Source organism: Kitasatospora sp. NPDC038210, assembly GCF_055600605.1.
Genome location: NZ_JBVJYK010000025.1, coordinates 34,272 through 53,748, shown reverse-complemented (window position 1 = coordinate 53,748; position 19,477 = coordinate 34,272). Strand labels below are relative to the sequence as shown.

The 19,477-nt window shown below is 75.2% G+C and carries 18 protein-coding genes; 5 read left to right on the top strand and 13 right to left on the bottom strand.

Annotation, left to right across the window (positions count from 1 at the left end):
- Window positions 1-180: 180 nt before the first annotated feature.
- A complete protein-coding gene (locus tag ACZ7KX_RS34485; protein ID WP_470329929.1) occupies window positions 181-882 on the top strand; it encodes a LysM peptidoglycan-binding domain-containing protein in 702 nt (233 codons plus the stop codon).
- Window positions 883-1,049: 167 nt separating this feature from the next.
- Here the strand turns inward: ACZ7KX_RS34485 and ACZ7KX_RS34480 are convergent, their stop codons facing one another.
- From ACZ7KX_RS34480 to ACZ7KX_RS34455, 6 genes are all read right to left on the bottom strand, one after another.
- The gene (locus ACZ7KX_RS34480; RefSeq protein WP_470329928.1) at window positions 1,050-2,153 is read right to left on the bottom strand and encodes a Fic family protein; all 1,104 of its coding nucleotides are present in this window, start codon (window positions 2,151-2,153) and stop codon (window positions 1,050-1,052) included.
- Window positions 2,150-2,821, bottom strand: coding sequence for a DUF6426 family protein (locus tag ACZ7KX_RS34475; protein WP_470329927.1), 672 nt, complete (start codon window positions 2,819-2,821; stop codon window positions 2,150-2,152). Before ACZ7KX_RS34475 ends, ACZ7KX_RS34480 begins: the two co-directional genes overlap by 4 nt.
- A 179-nt stretch (window positions 2,822-3,000) precedes the next feature.
- Complete coding sequence (locus tag ACZ7KX_RS34470) at window positions 3,001-5,973, bottom strand: helix-turn-helix transcriptional regulator (protein WP_470329926.1); 2,973 nt, start codon at window positions 5,971-5,973, stop codon at window positions 3,001-3,003.
- Window positions 5,974-6,211: 238 nt separating this feature from the next.
- Entirely contained in the window at window positions 6,212-6,706 is a 495-nt protein-coding gene (locus tag ACZ7KX_RS34465) for an ABC transporter substrate-binding protein (protein WP_470329925.1), read from the bottom strand.
- Window positions 6,703-7,434 carry a 2OG-Fe(II) oxygenase gene (locus ACZ7KX_RS34460; RefSeq protein WP_470329924.1) on the bottom strand — a complete coding sequence of 244 codons (732 nt, stop codon included), beginning with the start codon at window positions 7,432-7,434 and terminating at the stop codon, window positions 6,703-6,705. Before ACZ7KX_RS34460 ends, ACZ7KX_RS34465 begins: the two co-directional genes overlap by 4 nt.
- Before the next feature lie 205 nt (window positions 7,435-7,639).
- Entirely contained in the window at window positions 7,640-8,293 is a 654-nt protein-coding gene (locus ACZ7KX_RS34455) for a TetR/AcrR family transcriptional regulator (RefSeq protein ID WP_470329923.1), read from the bottom strand.
- A gap of 183 nt (window positions 8,294-8,476) precedes the next feature.
- On the opposite strand from ACZ7KX_RS34455, the gene ACZ7KX_RS34450 reads away from it, so the two are divergent.
- The gene (locus ACZ7KX_RS34450; RefSeq protein ID WP_470329922.1) at window positions 8,477-9,445 is read left to right on the top strand and encodes an alpha/beta hydrolase fold domain-containing protein; all 969 of its coding nucleotides are present in this window, start codon (window positions 8,477-8,479) and stop codon (window positions 9,443-9,445) included.
- A 25-nt stretch (window positions 9,446-9,470) separates the two neighbouring features.
- On the top strand, window positions 9,471-9,956 hold the full coding sequence (locus ACZ7KX_RS34445; RefSeq protein ID WP_470329921.1) for an AAC(3) family N-acetyltransferase: 486 nt from the start codon (window positions 9,471-9,473) through the stop codon (window positions 9,954-9,956).
- Window positions 9,957-9,995: 39 nt separating this feature from the next.
- Here the strand turns inward: ACZ7KX_RS34445 and ACZ7KX_RS34440 are convergent, their stop codons facing one another.
- Together ACZ7KX_RS34440 and ACZ7KX_RS34435 are read right to left on the bottom strand one after the other, a co-directional pair.
- Entirely contained in the window at window positions 9,996-10,970 is a 975-nt protein-coding gene (locus ACZ7KX_RS34440; protein ID WP_470329920.1) for a hypothetical protein, read from the bottom strand.
- A 127-nt stretch (window positions 10,971-11,097) separates the two neighbouring features.
- On the bottom strand, window positions 11,098-12,021 hold the full coding sequence (locus ACZ7KX_RS34435; RefSeq protein ID WP_470329919.1) for an NADP-dependent oxidoreductase: 924 nt from the start codon (window positions 12,019-12,021) through the stop codon (window positions 11,098-11,100).
- Between the two features lie 124 nt (window positions 12,022-12,145).
- Between ACZ7KX_RS34435 and ACZ7KX_RS34430 the strand changes: the two genes are divergently transcribed.
- The gene (locus ACZ7KX_RS34430; protein ID WP_470329918.1) at window positions 12,146-13,222 is read left to right on the top strand and encodes a GlxA family transcriptional regulator; all 1,077 of its coding nucleotides are present in this window, start codon (window positions 12,146-12,148) and stop codon (window positions 13,220-13,222) included.
- Between the two features lie 34 nt (window positions 13,223-13,256).
- Here the strand turns inward: ACZ7KX_RS34430 and ACZ7KX_RS34425 are convergent, their stop codons facing one another.
- The 3 genes from ACZ7KX_RS34425 to ACZ7KX_RS34415 all read right to left on the bottom strand — a co-directional run bounded on the left by ACZ7KX_RS34425 (window position 13,257) and on the right by ACZ7KX_RS34415 (window position 16,053).
- Window positions 13,257-14,003, bottom strand: a complete 747-nt coding sequence (locus tag ACZ7KX_RS34425; RefSeq protein ID WP_470329917.1) for a hypothetical protein — start codon at window positions 14,001-14,003, stop codon at window positions 13,257-13,259.
- 119 nt (window positions 14,004-14,122) lie between these two features.
- A complete protein-coding gene (locus ACZ7KX_RS34420; RefSeq protein WP_470329916.1) occupies window positions 14,123-14,689 on the bottom strand; it encodes a Uma2 family endonuclease in 567 nt (188 codons plus the stop codon).
- A 212-nt stretch (window positions 14,690-14,901) separates the two neighbouring features.
- Window positions 14,902-16,053, bottom strand: a complete 1,152-nt coding sequence (locus ACZ7KX_RS34415) for a serine hydrolase domain-containing protein (RefSeq protein WP_470329915.1) — start codon at window positions 16,051-16,053, stop codon at window positions 14,902-14,904.
- Between the two features lie 319 nt (window positions 16,054-16,372).
- Between ACZ7KX_RS34415 and ACZ7KX_RS34410 the strand changes: the two genes are divergently transcribed.
- On the top strand, window positions 16,373-17,095 hold the full coding sequence (locus tag ACZ7KX_RS34410) for a GbsR/MarR family transcriptional regulator (RefSeq protein WP_470329914.1): 723 nt from the start codon (window positions 16,373-16,375) through the stop codon (window positions 17,093-17,095).
- 60 nt (window positions 17,096-17,155) lie between these two features.
- On the opposite strand, the gene ACZ7KX_RS34405 is transcribed toward ACZ7KX_RS34410, so the two are convergent.
- Both ACZ7KX_RS34405 and ACZ7KX_RS34400 read right to left on the bottom strand, forming a co-directional pair.
- Complete coding sequence (locus tag ACZ7KX_RS34405; protein WP_470329913.1) at window positions 17,156-17,866, bottom strand: hypothetical protein; 711 nt, start codon at window positions 17,864-17,866, stop codon at window positions 17,156-17,158.
- 163 nt (window positions 17,867-18,029) lie between these two features.
- Window positions 18,030-19,373, bottom strand: a complete 1,344-nt coding sequence (locus tag ACZ7KX_RS34400; protein WP_470329912.1) for an outer membrane protein assembly factor BamB family protein — start codon at window positions 19,371-19,373, stop codon at window positions 18,030-18,032.
- Window positions 19,374-19,477 lie beyond the last annotated feature (104 nt).

The following is a 19,477-nucleotide window of genomic DNA, read 5'->3' as shown; positions in this document are numbered from 1 at the left end:
TTCCGGTACAGAACTGCGACAACCCGCCGGGCGACGCCTCGTGCCCACCGGCGTTCGAGTGGTGTAGGGCGGCTGCCCGGAGGAGTCACCGGCCCGTCGGCGGTCGAGCGGCCCCGGAGTGGTGAATGGCTGGAGCGGGCACCGTGGTGCCCCGCTCGTTTCCCGAGTCCAGGAGTGCTCATGTCGCTGCTGCCCGTGGCGGTGCGCCGTCTGATCGTCCTTCTCCCGCTCGTCCTGCTCGCGCTCGGCGTCGTTTCCGGCGGTCCGGGAGCGTCGACCGCTGCCGCGGCGGCGGAAGGTGTCCGGGCCGGTACGGACTGGGACGCCGTGGCCCGGTGCGAGAGCGGGGGGCGGTGGAACACCTCCACCGGGAACGGCTACTACGGGGGCCTGCAGTTCGACGCTGAGACCTGGCGCTCCAACGGGGGCCTCGCCTACGCGCCGCGCGCGGACCGGGCGACGAGGGAGCAGCAGATCGCGGTGGCCGAACGGCTCGCCGCGCGCCGCGGCCTGACGCCCTGGCCGGCCTGCGGGGCCCGGTCCGCCCACGGCGGTGACCACTCCGCCGCGCACCCCACCGCCCACACCGCCGCGCGCACCGACGGCCGCGGGCGCGGCAACCGCCCGGTGTACGCCCGGCCGCACGTACCCGCGGCCTCCCTCGCCCCGCAGCACACCGCCGACCCGGACACCGTCGCGGAGGCGAGCGGCGACCGGCGCACCGGCACGTGGACGGTGGGGGAGGGCGACACCCTCGGGGACATCGCGCAGGCGGTCGGCGTCCCCGGCGGCTGGCCCGCCCTGTACGCCCTCAACCGCGGCACCGTCGGCGACGACCCCGACCTGCTCCTGCCCGGCCAGGTCCTCACCCTGGCCGCCTGACCGCGGGGAGCCCCTCGGCCACCGGCCACGGGTGATCCCGCGGCCCGCGGGCGCTTCGAGCCGGTCCACCGGGCCCCGGCTCCGGAACCCGCCGGGGCACTCCGGACCACCCGCGACGACGTGACCGACCCCGTCGACCCCGTCGGCGCCGTCGACACCACGGCCCGTCAGTGGGACCGGACCCCGGGCCGGACCCCCTCGGGCAGGCGGGCGGCGAACGGCGTGTCGAGCAGCGCCAGCAGGCCCGGGTGGACCAGGGCCCCGGGCAGCCGGGGGTGACGGGTGAGCAGCCCCGCCCGACGCAGCCGGGCCAGCGCCGGGCCCGGGTCGTAGGGCAGCCGCGGCCGCAGCCAGTCGGCGGACACCGCCGGGGCGGCGGCGAACCCGCGCAGCACGCCCACCGCCTGCGGGTCCTCCCGGACGGTGTCGATCGCGGCGGTGAGCAGCCGACGGTAGGCGGTGAGGGTGGCGGTGCGGTGCCGGGCGGTCTCGGTGACGGCCTCGGCGAAGACCGCACCCCAGCGTGCCCAGTCGCCGTCGGCCGCGGCCACGATCGCCTCGTCGTGCGCGCCGCGCCGGGCCTCCACCCAGCCGTCCAGGTCGAGCAGCAGCCCGGGCAGCAGGCCGGCCGCGACCAGGTCGCACTGGGCGAGCAGCCGGGCGAGCCGGCCGTTGCCGTCCGGGAACGGGTGGACGGTGTACAGCCGCAGCACTCCGAAGGCCGCCAGGTCCAGGGGCGGTGAGTCGGTGGTCACCGTCCAGTCGTGCCAGCGCCGGAGGTGCCCGTGCAGCGGCCGGCCGGGCGGGACGGCGATCGCGAACCGCCGCCCGTCCGGCCACACCACGTGGGCGTCGGTGCGGCGCAGCCCGCCGCCGCCCGGTACGGACGGGTCCTCCGCGACCAGCAGGCGGTGCAGGTCGACGAGCGCGTCCGGGGTGAAGCAGGGCCGCTGCCCCGGCCGGTCGCGGAGCTCGGCCCGGACGGACGCCACGGCGAGCAGTCCGGCGGCGGCGCGGTTCCCGGCGGAGGCCACGGCCTGCTCGGCCAGCCGGCCGCGGTCCGCGCCGCCGAGCCGGCCGGGGTGGAGGCGGGTCCGGAGCCGGGGGCGGTGGAACAGGTCCGGGTTGTCCAGGTCGGCTGCGGCCTCGCGCAGTTCGGCCAGCGCGGCGAGGGCCGGACCGCGCGCCCCGGCCGGCACCGCCTCCGCCCCGGGCGGGGGCACGACCGGACGGACCGGCCGTGCCCCGCGCTCGGTGAACGGAGCGGTCATCCGCAGGGACCGGAGACCAGCGTGCCGGTCGGCTGGGTGACCGTCACGTACTGGGTCTCGGTCTGGCCCATCCAGTTGGTCGCGGTGATGGCGTACTCGACCGTCTGGTACTCCACCCCCAGCGCCCAGGTGCCGTGGGCCGGTATCTCCACCGAGACCTCGGTGGACTGGGTGGACACGGTGTTCAGCTCGTGCCCGACGGTGAGTTTCAGCGCGTTCAGCGCCTCGATCCCGAGCTCCATGCTCACCCTGTACGACACCGAGTAGCTGGTCGTGGTCTTGATCGTGGTCGGGTGGTCGGACGTGTTCTGGACGCAGTCCTTGCGGATCACCTTCTTGTTGACGATCTTCACCGGCGTCGCCCGGGTGCCGGGGCTCGAACCGGTGGAGCCGCCGCTGGGCGGCGTCCACTCCGGCTGCACCGGGACCGGGTCGGGCTGCGCCCGTCCGATCACCCGGATCACGTCGTCGTCCGGGAACGGCGTGCTGTCCAGCGGGAGGCCGTCGACGTCCAGGACGAAGCCGTCGCCGGTGTAGTCGTGGTCCCAGGGGTCGCACGAGGTGTAGCAGTCCGCCGCGAAGGCGGCCTGCGGCAGGACGGTCGCCGGAACGGCGGTGAGGACGGTGACTCCGAGCGCGACTGCGCTCAGGGCGGTCCGGAGCTTCACGGGGGTCTCCACTGTGGGCGAGGGGGCGGACGGAGGGTCCACGACCGCCCCGGCGCTCCGGGTCGCGGTGCGTGCGGGCGGCGGTCGGCCGTCCGCCGTCGAGTCTGGCCCCGGGGTGCCACCGCGGGCATCGGTAGACCTACGCAAGATGGTTACCGAGCAGTTGCCCTGGCGGAGCGTCAGGCCGCGGGCCCGGCGCCCGGCAGTCCGCCGTCGGTGTCCAGCGGCAGCCGGGCCAGCGCCGCGCGCGAGGCCACCCCGAGCTTGCGGTAGACGCTGCCCAGATGGGTCTCCACCGTCCGCGGGCTGAGCACCAGGTGCTCCGCGATCCGGCGCGAGCTGAGCCCCTGCGCGGCGAGTTCGGCCACCTCGCGTTCCCGCGCGCTCAGCCCGCTCAGGCCGGTCGAGCCGCTCAGGCCGGTCGGCCCGCTCAGCCCGGTCGGCCCGGTCGCCTTGCTCAGCCTGGTCGAGCCGCCGGTGGCCGTCGTCGATCCGCCGGTGGCGGCCGTCGGCGCGGCCGGCTGCTCCAGCAGCGCCGACCTGACCCGCGCGCCGTCCTCGCACAGCCGCAGCGCCCCGCAGCGCCGGGCCGACTCCACGGCCTCGTCGAGCCGGCCGAGCGCGGCCCGCCGGCCCAGCGCCGCCGCCATCGCCGGGGCCGCGCCGATCACCGTCCAGGCGGACAGCAGCGGCACGCGCAGCGCGTCGAAGGCCTTGGCGGCCCCCAGCGCCAGCCGTGCCGCCGCCCGGTGGTCGCCCTCGGCCAGCGCCAGCGCCGCGCCCGCCCGGTCGGCGTGCGCCTGCTGGAAGGTCGGCCGCCCGAGCCGCCGGGCCGCCTCGTCGGCCGCCGCCGCGCTGCGCCGCGCCGTCGCGAGGTCCCCGCACAGCGCGGCGGCCGTCGTCATCACCGCGAACAACGAGGGCCTGGACGGTGGTTGCAGCAGTTCGAGGTCGGGACCGCCGCCGTCGGCGAGGGTGCGCAGGCTGCCGGCCGGATCGCCGCCGGCCAGCCGGGCCACCGCGAGCAGACCGAGCGCCGAGCCGGCCCACCACCCGACCCCCGGGACGGTGGTCCGCAGGCCCCGCTCGGCCAGCGCCACGGCCTCTGCCGTACGCCGCCGGGGCGAGGCCCAGAGCAGTGCGGAGGCGCGCATCGCCATCGCCAGCCCGGCGGCGTCGGGGGCGCCGATCTCGTCCGCCAGCCGCTCGGCGCGCCGGGCCCGGCGCTGCGCCAGGTCGAGCCGGCCCGCCCACTGGTCGAGCATCGAGAGGCCGAGCAACTGGTCGACGGCGAGGTGCTTGTGCGCGCCGTCGCCGGCCACCGACAGGCCGCGGTCCAGGTGGCGGTAGGCGTCGGTGAACCGTTCCAGGTACAGCTCGGCGCAGCCCAGCAGCGCCAGCAGTTCCGGGGCCCGGCCGGCGAAGCCGTCCGGTCGGGAGTCGACCAGGTGGGCCAGGTCGGCCACCGCCGGGTCGGCGCGGGCGAAGTCACCGGCGTAGCTGTCGCAGAAGCCGGCCAGCACCTGCAGCGCGGTCCGGCCGGGCTGCCCGGCCACCCCGGCCGCCTGGTGGGCCAGGTCGCGGACCTCGGCGGCGGTGCCGCGCAGCGCGTGCAGCAGCCCGTAGTCGAAGACCAGCTCGGCGGTCTCGGCGGGCAGCGGGGCCGTCAGCGGCCGGGGCAGCGAGTCCAGTACGGTGCGCGCCATGGCGTCGGCCTCGGCGTACCGCCCGAGCAGCCGCTCCGCGCCGACACAGGCCGCGAGGACCGCCGAGCGCGGGCCCTCGGCCAGGGTGTGCGAGCCGTGCAGGACCTGGTGGGCGAGCTCGCGCGCCTCGGCGGGCCGGCCGGCGGCGGTCAGCGCCCGGCAGCAGTCCACTGCGAGGCGGACCCGGGCATCGGTGTCCCGGCTGTCCCGTGGCCGGTGCGCGAGGACGATCCGCAGCCAGCGCGCCGCGGTGGCGGGCGCGGTCGCGAAGACCTCGGCCGCGCCCTCGGCCAGCAGCCGCAGCGCCTCGGCCGGGGCCGTGCCGCGGACCGTGTGCTCGGAGTGCCTGGCCCGGGCGGCGGCCGGGGCGTCCCGGGTCTCCAGCAGGGCCAGGGCGCGCCGGTGGAGCGCCGTCCGGAGGCCGGGGTCGATCCGCCGGTGGAGCAGCGTCCCGAGGACGGGGTGACGGAAGGCCAGTTCGCCGCTGGGCCCGGCGGCGCGCACCAGGTCGGCCCGGGTCAGCTCGGCCAGCGCCTCGGCGGCGGGGGCGGCGGCGAGGCCGCGGACCTGTGCGAGGTCACCGGGCCAGAACGGTTCACCGAGCACGGCCGCGGCGTCCAGCAGCTCGGCGGCGGCCGGGGAGAGCAGGTCGAGCTCGGCGAGCAGCGGTGCGGCGGCCCGGGGCGGGCGGCCGCCGGCGGGAGACGGGCCGGGCCCGGGCCCGTACTCCAGCAGGATCCGCACGATCCGGGGATTGCCGCCCGAGGCTGCCCGCAGCCGTTCCGCCTCCCACCGGGCCGGGGCGGCGCCGGGGCCGGTGAGCCCGGCCGGCGGGGCCTTCGGCGCTGCGGCCGGCTCGGCGGCCGGGTCGGGCGGCCCGGCGGGCCCGGTGCGCTCGGTGTGCGCGCGCAGCAGGGCGGCGACCGCGGCGGTGTCCAGCGGCCGGGGCTCGATCCGGGTGGCGGTGCCGGCCTGTTCGGCCTCGTCGAGCGCGCTGAGCAGCGCGGGCGCGGTCTGCCGGGGCCGGTGGGCGAGCGCCAGCAGCAGGCCGGGCGGCGGCTGGTCGAGGAGCTGCCCGAGCAGCCGGGCGGACGACGGGTCGGCGTGGTGGAGGTCGTCGAGCAGCAGGACCGCGCCGTCCCTGCCGAGTGCGCCCAGCGCGCGGGCGAGTTCCCGGTCGGTGGCGGAGTCCCAGCGGGGGAGGCGTGCCGGGCCGGACGGCGCGGGCGGTTCGGGCGGTTCGGCCGCCGAGCACCAGGCGTCGCGGAACACCTGGTACGGCTTGGCCTCGCCCGGAACGGCCCTGGCACGTAGCAGCGCCGCGCCGCGGTCCGCCGCCAGCCGGGCCAGGGCGTTCAGCAGGTGGGTCTTGCCGCTGCCGGGGTCGCCAACCAGCTCCAGGACACCCCCGCGACCTGCGAGGACGCCGTCGAGGAGGCGGTCCATCGCCGCCATCGGATCCGGCTCCGCCGGTAACGCCGGCCGCTGGGACACACCGCTCCTCCCCGGCCGCGTCGGCGGGCGGCCCCGCGGCCGATGCTAGCGATCTTCACGAAGGGTCCACAAGAGTGGGCGGGCCCGGCCCCGTCGCACACGCCAGGCCGTCCGGACGCACCCGCCGGACGCACCTTCCGGACCCACCCTTCGGCGGACGGAGACCGCACGCGGTCGTCCTGCCCAGGGGTCAGGTACTCGTCCGGTTCGGGTGGTCGGAGGTGAGCCGGTCGTCCCGGATCCGGCCGTCCCGGACCTCCCAGGTGCCGCCGTCCGCGGTGGCGCCGCGCAGGCCGTCCAGGGCGCCGGGGCCCGCCAGGGCGGGCAGGCGGGGATCGCCGAGGGCGGCGAACGCGACGGCGCGGGCCGGGTCGAAGTCGGTGGACCGCCGCAGGCGGCGGGCGAGCCGGGCGAAGCCGGGGACGGCGGCCGCGATCACCCAGGCGTCGGGGGTCTGGGCGGTCAGACGGCGTGCGGGCCGCAGCCAGGAGGCCGCGTCCTCCGGCCAGTCCACCCGGGCGAGGACCGTGCCGCCGCGCGCCTGCCAGGCTTCGGCGAACGTGTGCGCGGCGGCGCGGGAGGCGTCGTCCCGGCCGTGACCGATCGCGACGGTTTCGACGCCGGCCCGGGCAGCGGTCAACAGGTCTACGAGAGCCGAGAGTTCGGCGTCGGTGTGGGTGGTCACGAGGCGTCGTGGAAGACGAGGCCGAGGGTGTGCCGGCGGCCGGAGCGGACGGTGCTCACGCCGTGCCGCATCGGTGCGGCCGACCAGCCCCGCCTGCTCGCCACGGGCCGCTCCCGCGTGGTGAAGACCAGACCGTGGCCCTGCGGGAGGAGGGTGGACGAGCCGCGGGACTGGGCGCGGGCGCGCTGCTCGGTCATCAGGAACTCGCCGCCGGTGTAGTCGGTGCCGGGAGCGTCGAGGCCGATGACGACCTGCAGCGGGAAGAGCATGTCGCCGAACACGTCGCGGTGCAGGGCGTTCCAGTCGCCGGGGCCGTAGCGCAGCAGGATCTGCGCGGACCTGGCCTGACCGGCGGAGTGGCACAGCTCCAGCCACTCGTCGAGGCGGTCGGGCCACGGCGCGGGGGCGCCGAGCCTGGCGGCCCAGGTGCGGGCGACGGGCAGCAGGCGGGGGTAGAAGGATTCACGCAAGTCCCCTACCAGGGCCGGCAGTTCGTGGGTGAAGTAGCGGTACTGGCCGGAGCCGAAGCGGTGCCGGGCCATGTCGACCGTCGTGCGGAAGTGCTCGGGTTCGTCGTAGCGGTCGGAGATCGTCCGGCACTCGGCGGGGGTGAGGAGTGGGCCGGTGAGGGCGTGCCCGTACGCGTCGAGTTCCCCGGCCAGGGCCGCCCAGTCGGTCCCGTCGAGCCGGTCGGCCACCGGCCTTTCCGTCGTCGTGTGCGCCGCCATCGGCCGGTGTCCCTTCGAGGTGGTCCTGCGGGCTTCCCCCACACGGACCACCCTCGTCGTTTCGGCTCCGGGTGTCCGGCGGATATCGGACGCCGCTCTGCGGGTCGGAGGAGCGACCGCAGGCGCCGTCCTTCCTCCTGCATCCGGCCTCAGTCACCGGCCTGCGACGCGAACCCGATCGCAGGGGACGTACGGCGCCGGCGCGTCAGGGGATCGAGGCCCCGATGTGGGCGAGCTGGGCGGCGAGGATCTCCTCGAAGGCGGCGCGGCGGTCCGCTCCGAGGGGACGGACGTCGCGGGCGAAGTGGGCCAGGGTGGGGAACCGTTCCGGGTCGGCGCCGAGCACCGCGACGCGGAACTGCTCCATGCCCTGTTCGTACTCGGCGGGCGAGATGGTGCTGATGCCGGCCTCGGAAGCGATCAGTGCGGCGAGGAGGATCACGATGCGGTGGTACCGCCCCGGCACCTCCTCGTCTGGCAGCCCGGACGCGCGCAGGGCCTGCAGCAGCTCCTCCATCACCAGCCGGGATCCGGTGCCGCCGGAGGCGTAGCGCCCCCACACCGCGGCGAGTTGGGGTTGCTCGCCGAAGGCCTCGCGCAGGCGCAGGGCCAGCGCGGTGATGCGCTGCTTCCAGTCGCCCTCGGGGCGGTAGCCGTCCATGGCGGCGAGCAGGATGCGGTCGGCCACCGCCCGCAGCAGTTCGGTCTTGTTGCGGAAGTGCCGGTAGAGGCTGGAGGAGTCGGTCCCGAGTGCTGCAGCGAGTTTGCGCACGCTGAACGACTCGGCATCGCTCGTGCGGAGCAGTTCCGCCGCCGTGTCCAGGATCTCCTCGGTCGACCATCGCCTTCGGCCGGTCATCCCGCCCCTCTCGTCCTTCTCGACTTGCTGGTCCTTCTCGTCCGGCGCTCAGCCTAACTCATGCACGCGGCTTTGCGCTTGGCAATGCACTTGATGATGCACGCGGTGCGTGCATACTGAGGACAACGCACCGTCCGGCCACGACGAACACCCGGCATGCAGCCGGGAGGGGGAGAAGGACACATGAGCGAGACCACGGCCACGCCCGCGACACGACCGCCGGAGCCGGACCTCTCGGCGATCACGGCCGAGGAACTGCGCGCCTACCGCGACGCGGAGAACCGCTGGCGGGCGTCCGGCACGGCCCGGGCCGTGCTCGGGGAACCGGACCCCGGCGCCGCGATCACCTGGCGGCACCTGGCGCTTCCCGGCCGCGACCTCCCGGTCCGGGTGTACCGGCCGGTGACGGCGGGAGACGGCGCCGACGACGCCCGGACCGACCTGCCACTCGTGGTCCACGTCCACGGAGGCGGCTTCGTGGGCACGGCGGCGCAGTGCGACTGGACCAACAGCCACCTCGCCGCCCACCTGCCCGCCCTCGTCGTCTCGGTCGAGCACCGTCTCCTCGCCCCCGACAGCCCGCTCGCGGACGCCGCCGACGACGGCTGGGACGCGCTCCGGCACGTGGTGCGCCACGCGGCACAGTGGGGCGTCGACCCTGCGCGCGTGGCCGTCTTCGGCGAGAGCTGCGGAGCGCTCATCAGCGCGCTGACGGCCATCCGGGCCAGGCGGGCGGGCCCGGAGCTCAGGGCACAGGTGCTGGTCAACCCCGTGGTCGACGTGACCGGGACGATGCTCGACCACCCCTCGATCGCCGAGTTCGCGTACAGCCCGACCCGGGCCCTGCCGCAACTGCGGTTCGTCCAGCGGCTCGCGATCCCGCCGGGAGGCGACGCCGCGGCCGTCTCGCCGCGGTACGCGGACGACCTGAGCGGGCTCGCCCCGGGGCTCGTGGTGGTGCCCACCCAGGACGCGGTCGCCGACCACGGGCGCCGCTACGCCGAGCAGTTGCGCGAGGCGGGGACCCCGGTGCGGCTCTCCGAATACCCGGGAGCGAAGCACGCGTTCCTCACCCTGCCCGGCGTGGAACCACAGGCCGAGGCCGCCCGGGCGGAGATCCTCGCGTTCCTCCGCGCGGCCCTGGCGACGTGACGGCGCCGACGCGCTGCCGACGGCGATGGGTGCGATCCCCAGCGCCGTGCTGGCGCACCCGGACCGGGTCCGGAGCCGGCACCCCCAGGCATCCCTGGCGGCCCTCGGCGCGGACGCACGCACCATCTGTGCCGAACAGCCGCTCGGCTACGCCCTCGGGAACGGTTCGCCCTTCGCGAGGATCCACCAGCCGGGCGGGTCCATCCTGCTGCTCGGCGTCGGGCACAACCGCAACTCGTTCCTGCACCACGCGGAATCGCTGGTGCCCACCCACCGGAAGAAGCTGCGCCGCTTCCCGTACCTGGTCGACGGTGAGCGGGTGTGGCTTGAGACGCCGGACGTCGGCGACGACAACGACACCTACTTCCCGCTCATCGGCGAGGAGTTCGCCGCCCGGGGGCTTTCCCGCAGCCGGGTGATCGGATCGGCCGTGTGTCAGTTGGTGCCCGCCGTCGGTTTCGTCGACTACGCCCGGAGGCGGCTGTCCCAACTGCTGCCCCGCACCGGATGAGTGACGGCCGACCGCCGCCCCTCGTCACCCGCGCCGTGGTCACCGTCCTCCGTCGTCCTCCAGGGCCCGCAGCCGGGCGGCCGCCTCCTGCCCGGCCTCACGGGCCCGCGAGGCCCGGGCGCGGGCGGCGTCGGCGGTGTCCTCGGCGGCCCGTACCCGGTCGTCGGCCCGGGCGAGGGCCGTCCGCGCGCTGCCGTCGCGCTCCCGGGCCTGCGCGAGGGCTGCCGCGGCCCGATCGGCCTCCTCCTGGGCCCGCTGCCGGGCCGACGTCGCGCGGCGCAGTTCGCGTGCGGCGTCGGCGGCCAGGTCGGCGGCCTCCCGCTCGGCCCGCTCCGAGGTGGCCACCGCGGCTCGGGCCTGCTCGCGCTCGCGTTCCAGTTTCCGTTCCCGTTCCCGTTCGTTCTCGCGCTCCTGTTCGCGTTCGGCGAGCGCCCGGGCCCGGGCCGCCGAGCCCTTCCGGTCGGCGGGTACCGCCTGGGCGGCCCGGGTGGCGGCCGCGTCCGGGCGCCCGGTCTCCGCGCCGGTGGGAGCGGCGCCCGGCCATAGGGGCGGCTCCAGGGCGGTGGTGAGCCGGCCGCCGGCCAGGGCCCGGGCCGCGTCCGGGTCCGCGAGGGCGGCAGAGAGTGTGCGGTCGAGGTCGGCGGCCGCGTCCGCGCCGAGCGGGTGCCCGGCCGCGGTGGCGTCCCGTTGTGCCTGCTCGGTCAGCTCCCGGACCAGTCGGCGGCGCCGGTCGGTGAGCGTGCGCAGGCGTTCCCCGGCCAGGTGCTGCTGGGCGTCGCGCAGCTCCCGGCCGAGGTCCAGGAGCTGCCCGACGAGGTTCCCGTGCCGGTGGGCGAGCAGGTTGGCGGCCCAGGCGGCGTGGGTGGGGCGGTGCAGGGCACGGACGCGCTTGGCCAGCGGCGGGTCGGCCTTCTTGACCTCGTCGGCGCGCGCGTTGCGGGCGACGGTGAAGTCGGCCGGCGCGAGGGCGTACAGCGCGTCGGCGATCTCGTCGAAGACTGGCGGGTCGGCCATGCCTCCGGACTCTACGGCCGATGCCGCCTCCGGGCACGCTGCGCGCAGGCCCGCACACTGACCCGCCCGTCGCCCCGCCCGACCGGGTTCGAGGTCCGCCCGGCCGGGCGGACCTCAGCGTCCGGGGTCAGGCGACCGTCAGGACGATCTTGCCGGTGGTGCGGCCCCGCTCGCCGAGCTCGTGCGCCTTCGCGGCCTGCGACAGCGGCAGGACCGTCTCCACCACGGGCCGCAGCACGCCGCGCTCCACCAGCGCGGCGATCTCGCGCAGGCCCAGGTGGTCCGGCTCGACCAGCACCCACTGGGCCTGCACGTCGTCCGGGGCGGCGGGCACGTCGTCCGGGCCGGGCAGGGTGATCAGCCGGCCGCCGGGCCGGAGCACCTGCAGGGAACGCTGCGCCGTCTCGCCGCCGAGGCCGTCCAGCACCACGTCGACGTCGGAGACGGCGTCCTCGAAGCGCACGGCCCGGTAGTCGACGACCTCGTCCGCGCCCAGCTCCCGCACCAGGTCGTGCTTGCCGGCACTGGCGGTGCCGATGACGTACGCGCCGCGGGCCTTGGCGATCTGCACCGCGAAGTGGCCGACCCCGCCGGCCGCCGCGTGCACCAGCACCCGCTCGCCGGGGCGCACGTCCGCCGTGTCCACCAGTGCCTGCCAGGCGGTGAGCGCGGCCAGCGGCAGCGCGGCGGCCTCCACGTGGGTCAGGGCGGCCGGCTTGGGGGCGAGGTGACGGGCCGGTGCCACCACGTACTCGGCGTACCCGCCCGCCTGGCGCGGGAACAGCGGCATCCCGAAGACCTCGTCGCCGGGGCGGAACACGCCCACGCCGGGCCCGACGGCCTCGACCGTGCCGGACACGTCCCACCCGACCGCCGGGACGTCACCCCACTCGATGAGGGCGCCGCCGGCCCGGGTCTTCCAGTCCACCGGGTTCACGCCGGCCGCGTGCACCCGCACCAGGACCTCGTTCAGGCCCGGTTCGGGGCGCTCGACCTCGCGCTCGACCAGGTTCTCGGGCCCGCCCCACTGCTCCACGACCACCGCTCGCATGCTGTCCTGCCTCGTCCTTCGTTCCGTTCGGTGCGCCGCCGTTCCCCGGCGACGCAGTCCACGATCCGGTATCCGGGACGGCGGCGGTGTTGGCCGTCCGGCCACTATGTGACAGGATCTGGCCATGGGCACGGCGCAGCGGACAGGGGCGGCAGAGACGGCTCGGGACACGGACGAACGGGAGCCCGCGCAGGCCCGGAACCCCGGGTGGACGAAGCCCCGACGGCACCGGATCGCCGTGCTCGCCCTGCCCGGCGTCCCGCCCTTCGAGCTGGGGATCCCCTCCCGGGTGTTCGGCAGCGCCCTCGACGCCGACGGCCGCCCGCTCTACGACGTCGTCGTCTGCACCGCCGACGGTGCCCCCGTCCTCAGCGACGCCGGCTTCACCGTGCAACCGGCCGCCGGGCCCGAGGCGCTGGCCACGGCGGACACCGTGATCGTCCCGCCCACGCACGCCATGCCCGAGCTGGGCCGCGGCGGCCCGCTGCCGCCCGAGGTCGAAGCGGCCATCGCCGGCATCCGGCCCGGCACCCGGCTGGTGTCCATCTGCTCCGGCTCCTACGTGCTCGCCGCCGCCGGGCTGCTCGACGGCCGGCCGGCCACCACGCACTGGAACCTGGCCCCGGAGTTCCGCCGGGCCTACCCGGCGGTCAAGGTGGACGAGGAGGTGCTCTTCGTCGACGACGGCGACGTGCTCACCTCCGCGGGTGTGGCCGCCGGGGTCGACCTGTGCCTGCACGTGATCCGCCGCGACCACGGCGCCGCGGTCGCCAACCGGACCGCGCGGATGTGCGTCGTGCCGCCCTGGCGGGACGGCGGACAGGCCCAGTACATCGACCGCCCGGTCCCCGAACCCACCGTCGCCAGCACCACCGCCACCCGCGCCTGGGCCCTGGAACACCTCGGCGAGCCGCTGCCCCTCACCCGCCTCGCCGGGCACGCCCGGATGAGCCTGCGCTCCTTCACCCGGCGCTTCCGCGACGAAGCCGGCATGACCCCGGTGCAGTGGCTGACCGCCCAACGCCTGGAAATGGCCAAGCAGTTGCTGGAGACCACCGACCTCTCGATCGACCTGGTCGCCCACCGGGCCGGCTTCGGCTCCGCCAACTCCCTGCGCGCGCACATGCGGACGGCCTTCGGGGTCTCCCCGGCTGCCTACCGCCGCACCTTCAGCCCGCACGAGCTGCCGGCCGACGGCTGACACCAGGACGCCCGTGCCACACCCGCCGGGAGCGTCACCAGTCGGCGGCGATCTGCTCCGCGACCGCGAAGTCGCACCCGCAGTCGGGGCAGGCGGCGTGGCCGAAGACGTAGGTCAGGGCGTGCGCGACCTCGGGCTGCCCCTCGGCGAGGGCGAGGTCGTGGAGGCGCCGGCCGATGCCGTCGAGGTCTGCGGGCGGCGAGGGGCGCAGGGCCCTCGTCTCGATCGTCGCGATGCCGCCGTCCGCGAGCGCGTGGTCCTCGCTGCTGGAGAAGAAGCCGCGTTCGCCGAGGACGATGTACAGGTCCGTCTCGCAGTCCGGGCAGGAGACCACGTACTCCTCGCTCCCGAGTCCCCAGGCCAGGTCCTCACCCCAGCCGACGACGCCCTCGAAGCCGAGCGTGGCTTCCAGGAGGTGGATGTAGTCGGCGCGGTCGGAAGCCGTCCGGCGGTACCCGTCCACGGCTGTCAGCAGCGCGGCGATCTGCGGCGCGTACACCGAGCGGACGTCGTCGACCCCGCGGCACTGGTCGGCGCGGGCCACGATCGCGCCCGCCAGGACCAGGGCGTCGACCGCCTGTTCCCGGTTCCCGCCCGCGGCCGTTCCGGCCAGCCAGGGAAGTGCCGCGAAGCTCGCCGTGTAGACGCTGCCCTGGTGGCACAGCGCCGACCACAGGTCGCTCCAGAGTTCCCGGCTCGGCTCGGCGGTGATCCGGTCGAGCAGCGCCGGTATGTCCCCGGCGGCTCCGTAGGCATGGCTGAGTCGCGACCAATCCGTCATGCGTTGATCCAACCAGGTCCGCCGTCGCGGCATTGCGGCCACCCGCGCTCCGGGGGGCGGTGCGACGCCGGCGCGACGCCGGCGCCGATGTCGGCCCGGGCGGCGGGCCTGATCCGGGCTCAGAAACCCGAGGTGTCGAGTCCGACGTCCAACGGCTGCGGCAGCCGGAGCGGAGTGCCGAAGGGGTGGGGGCCCTCCACCAGGGTGTAGCCGAGTCGGCCCGGCTGGGAGAACAGCGTGCAGGTGCGTTCCTGCCGGTCCACGAGGAGGTACACCGGGGCGCCGAACTGGGAGTAGCGCCGACGCTTGGCGGTGCGGTCGGTCTCACCGTTCGACGGTGACGTCACCTCGACGACGAGCACGGTCTGGTCGGGGAGGAGCGCACCCTCCGTCTTCGCCAGCTCGGCCGGCACGACGGCGAGGTCCGGTACGTAGAAGTTCTCCGTGCCCGGCAGATCGAGGTTCCCGGAGCCGGCGCGGAGGCCGAGCTCGCGCATGCGGGGACCGATCTGTTCACGGATCAGGTCGACAGCGGTCTCGTGGGCCCAGGACGGTGACACGGGGGTGATGACTCCCTCGACGATCTCGACCCGGTCACCCGCGATGTGCTGGATCGCGTACTTGAGGGCCTGTTCCGGATTCGGCACCGTGCTGTAGTCACCCGGGCCGGCATGCGCTGTGCTCATGTGCTGCTCTCCCTGTCCGGATCGTGTGTGCTGGAGCCCGGCTGTCACGGCCGGGACACCTGGCCGCCCCTGGTACAGCACTTGGTCACGCTACCGGGTGCGGCCGTGCCGTGTCCGCTCCGTGCACGGTCGGCCGTCCCGGCTCGCTGCCGGGTCGGCGTCCACCCCCGTCGCGCGGACGCCGACCCGGTCGTCTCCCGGACCCGGGCCGCTCAGGCCGTGGGCCCGTCGCTGCCGGCCTCCCCGCCGCCGAACACCGCCTTGACGAGCCGGTCCAGCGCCTTCGGGAACTCCTGTGCCGGGTCGGTCGCGGAGTCCCCGGTGGTGAGCCCCGCGGTGAGGGTCCTTCCGCCGTCGGGGGTGCTGATCATCAGCGCCCCGAAGCCGCCCGGGGCGCCGCCGTTGTGGTGGACGATGGTGCCGTGACCCGGTCCGAGGTCCTGCACGAACAGGCCGAGGCCGTACCCGAGCATCCCGTGCGGGGTGCGCATCTCGTCCAGCAGCGGGGCCGGCAGGAGCCTGCCGCCCAGCAGCGCCGAGAAGAAGGTGTGGAGGTCCCGGGTGGTGGAGATCATGTCGCCGGCGCCGACCAGCAGGGAGAGGTTCTGGCGGGTGACGTCGACGACCTCCCACCGCTCGGCGTCCTGGTAGCGGTAGTAGCCGTGGGCGTGCGGTTCGGGGAGCTCCGGGGAGGTGCCGGGCACCGCGGTGTCCCGCAGCCCGAGCGGCTGGAGGATCCGTCGCCGCATCTCCTCGGCGTACGAGCGGCCGCTGATCCGCTCGACCAGTAGCACGGCCACCGTGTAGTTGGTGTTGGAGTAGCTCTGGTCCGTTCCCGGCTCGAACCGCGCGGGCCGGGAGAGCGCGAACTGCACCAGCTCCTCCGCGCGGTAGCTGTGGAACCGGTTCTCCACCCAGGCCTTGCCCACCGAGGGGAGTCCCGGCACGAACGTCCCGTCGGGGTCGAGCTCGCCGGTGTAGTTGTACAGCCCGCTGGTGTGCTGCAGCAGCATCCGTACGGTGATGCGCTCGTCCAGGCCGAGCCCGGGCAGGTGGCCGGCCACCGGGCTGTCCAGCCCGATCGCGCCGTCGGCCACCAGCTGCAGGACCAGGGTCGCGACGAAGGTCTTGGTGGTGCTGCCGATCCAGAACCGACCGTCCGCCGGAGGCTCCCCGGCCTCGCCCAGCTCGCGCACCCCGGCGGTGCCGACCCAGGCGCCCCGCTCGTCGTGCACCCGCATCTGCATCCCGGCGAAGCCGGCGTCGACGAAGGCCTGGACGGCCTCCTGCAGCTCCGGGCGGTCCTGCCCGGTGGCGGGCTCGGACAGGGCCGGCTCGGGCTGGTGGGTGGGGGTGACGGACATGGTGGTGCCTCCTTCGGATCCGCCGGCGGCGGACGTCGGCGTGGGAACCCGGCCGGCTCCCGCCAGTGTTCGGCCTTTGCTGAACGTACTCGACGCTACATTGCGTTCATGAATCGGTCAACGCCCGAAAGGGCCTCATCTCGCTTGCTTTATAAGGGTCTTTCTGTCATCGAAGGCTCCGTCATTGCAATGACCTTGGCGCTTAATGCAATGGGCTGTCGAGCCTTCCTTTGCAATGAGATGCGGCTGAATGCATACTGTGGCGCGAGGTTCGCGGGCACCGGCCCCGCGCGCGCCGGCAGAGGGGGGACGGGTGCCGATGCCCGGAGGCAGACTCACCAGCGAGGAGCGCCGGCAGATCGCCGCAGGGCTGGCCGACGGACTCGGGTACGCGGAGATCGGCCGCCGCCTGGGCCGGCCCGCCTCGACCGTCATGCGGGAGGTCACCCGCAACGGCGGGCCCGACGGCTACGGGGCGACCCGGGCGCACGAGGCCACCCGCCATCGCGCCCGCCGGCACAAGCAGGCCGAGCCCGCGGCGGCTCCGGTCCCCGACGGCGTCCGGGGGCGCGACCCCCACACGATCCAGGACCTCACGGAGTCCTGGGCCGCCGTCCTGGTCCGGCAGGGGGTGCCCCGGGTGGCGGCCGGGGTGCTGGCCTGCCTGTACGTCACCGACTCCGGCGCCCTCACCGCCGCCGAGCTGGTCCAGTGGCTCCGCGTCAGTCCGGCGTCGATCTCGAACGCCGTCACGTTCCTCGAACAGCAGGGACTGCTGCGACGGGAGCGGACTCCCGGCGTGCGCCGCGAACGCTACGTCATCGACGACGGCATCTGGGTCCGGACCCTGCTGGTCACCATGCAGACGAACGACGCCCTGGCGGCCGAGGCGAAGCGCGCGGCCGGGATCCTCGGGGCTGCGACCCCGGCGGGCGCCCGGTTCGAGTCCTCCGCCGGACTCCTGCTGACGGTGAACGAGTCCCTCCGCCAGGGCATGGAGCAGTGGCGCCGGAGCCTGGCCGAACGCTCCGACGGCGGGTGAGTGCACGCCGCCGCCCCGCAGCACCCGCAGCGCTCGCCACGCCCGGCGGTCATCCGGTGGTCATCCGACGGGCGTGCGCTGCTGCTGCCAGCGGGCCCGGTGGAAGATCGGCTCGACGGCGACGACGCAGAACGCGTGCATCGGCCGGTTCGTGCCCTCGGGGTCGAAGAAGCCGACGATGTCGCCGAGGAAGCACTCGCCGTGCTGATGCACGTGCGGCTCCGCGGCGACGCGGTCGCCGACGTCGGTGAGCCAGTCCCCGATCCAGAACAGGAGCTCGGCCCGGGCGGTGATGACGATCGTCGCGGCGTGCTCGGTGAAACGGGCGGGGTGGCGGTCGGCGCGGCGACGGACGTCGTCGGGGCGGTCGGCGGAGCGTGCCGCCGGGGCCGTCACCCTCAGGGGCGCCGAGGCGCGGCGCATCCGGCGCCGCAGGTCCGGCCAGTGCGAGGGTCGCAGCCCGGTGTCCTCGCGGGCCAGGAGCAGCGGCAGCGGACGGGCGTTGCCGACGAAGGTCGTCGGCTGGTCGCCCGGCGGGAGCGGGATGTGGACCGCGCTGTGCGGGCTCGTCGCGGCGACGCGGAACAGGGCGCCGAGCCGCAGGAGGTCGGCGCGGCTCGCGGTCAGAAAGGCGACCTGGCCGTCGGGCGGGTGGACGAAGGTGTTGCGGAGCATCCGGCCGGTGCTCAGGATCCGGCTGAGCCCGGAACCCGGATCACCGACAGGATGGCTCGTCAGTGGCAGTCGCATCCGGCCGTCGTCAACCCCCATGCGCCCAGTACAGCACCCGCACCGGGTGGTCCGACACTCCTTATTGCGGCGCGGCCCTGCGGCCCGCACCCGGGGGTACGGGCCGCAAGGCGGCTGGGGCCTGCGGGGCCGGCGCGGCGGACGCCCGGCGGCCTGGCGGACCTCCGGAGGCTCTGCCCGTCCGTCAGACGGGCTGGGTGGCGAAGACGAAGAGGCCCCCGGGGCCGCGGACAGCGGCGTACCCGTTCGTCGTGAACTGCGGCATCTCCGCGATCCCGGAGGCCAGCAGCTTCTTGTCGCGGGCGTCGAGTGCGGCTCCGGCGCCGTTCACGTACGCGTAGAGGACACCGTTGCCCGGGAGGGCGCGCGGCGTGATGTTCACCTCGTCCGCGGCCTGGCGCCACAGCTCCTTGCCGGTCTCCGTGTTCCAGGCGACCGCGCCCTTGCCGTACTGCACCACGGCGGTGTTGCCGTCCGGGGAGACGGCGAGGCCGTCGTCATCGACGGTGCCGTTGGTGTCGATGCCCGGCCCCTCGGCGAGCCGGCGGCCGCTCTTGACGTCGATCAGCGTCATGACCGCTTCGGATTCGCCGTACGAGGACCATTCGAGCAGGGCCTTGTCGCCCTGGTACGGCATCAGCCGCGCGCTGGTCGCCTTGGCCGGGGTGATCAGCTTGGCGACGGCGGCCGGCGGCGCGAGGTCCTTGGTGTTCCACGCCTTCTTGCCCGTGCGGATGTCCGTGGCGGTCAGCCAGTTGGCGTACGGCTGGAAGGAGGTGTCCTTCTGCGAGGAGTAGCCGAGACCGGGACCGACCGCCCCCTTGAGATCGATCTGCGAGGCTTCGGTGGTCAGGGTCTCCCCGTCGCCGATCGGGATGAACTTGGCGCCGCCGGAGCTGCTGGTGTCCACGAGGTACCCGTTCCTGACCGGGGTGGACATGTGGGTGTCGCCGTCGAAGGAGGAGCTCCCCAGCTTCTCGCCGGACGGCGCGTACATGGTCAGCACGGTCTGGGTCGAGGCCTTCTTCAGGCCGTCCGCCGGGGTGTCGACGCGGTTGCGGATCAGCAGGGCGGCCGAACCGTCCTGCCACTCGCCCACCTGCGCGAGGGCCACCGTGGGGGTGGACCCGCCGCTCTTCTCGGGGAGGGCGAAGTCGAACCTCTTGCGCAGCTTGCCGGTCTTGGCGTCGAGCAGCTGGGCGGTGAAGGTGCTCGTGCCCGACTGCCCGTCGCGGTAGCCGGTGACGATGACGGCGTCCCCGACCGTGCAGACGTCGCGCTGCGACGAGTCCTTCTCGGACGCCTTGCTCGCGCAGTTCCCCGCCTCATCGGCCGTCAGACTCCAGGCCGGCTGCGCTGCCAGCCCGGGCACCGGCTTGCCCTGGTAGACCGGGCCCTTCGGCGACGCGGGCGCGGACTCCGCTGCCTTTCCCGTCTCCCCGCCGCCGGCCTTGGCGCCGGCGTCCGCCCCGCCGGAGCACCCGGTCACGAGGCCCGCGGACAGCACCAGACCGAGTGCCAGCGTCATGCGTATGCGATTCAACTTCTTCGTCCGTCTTTCCTCTTGAATGATCACGCCCGACGGACCACCCACTTTGATCATGATCCGCTCCCCGGTCGAGGAGGGCGTCG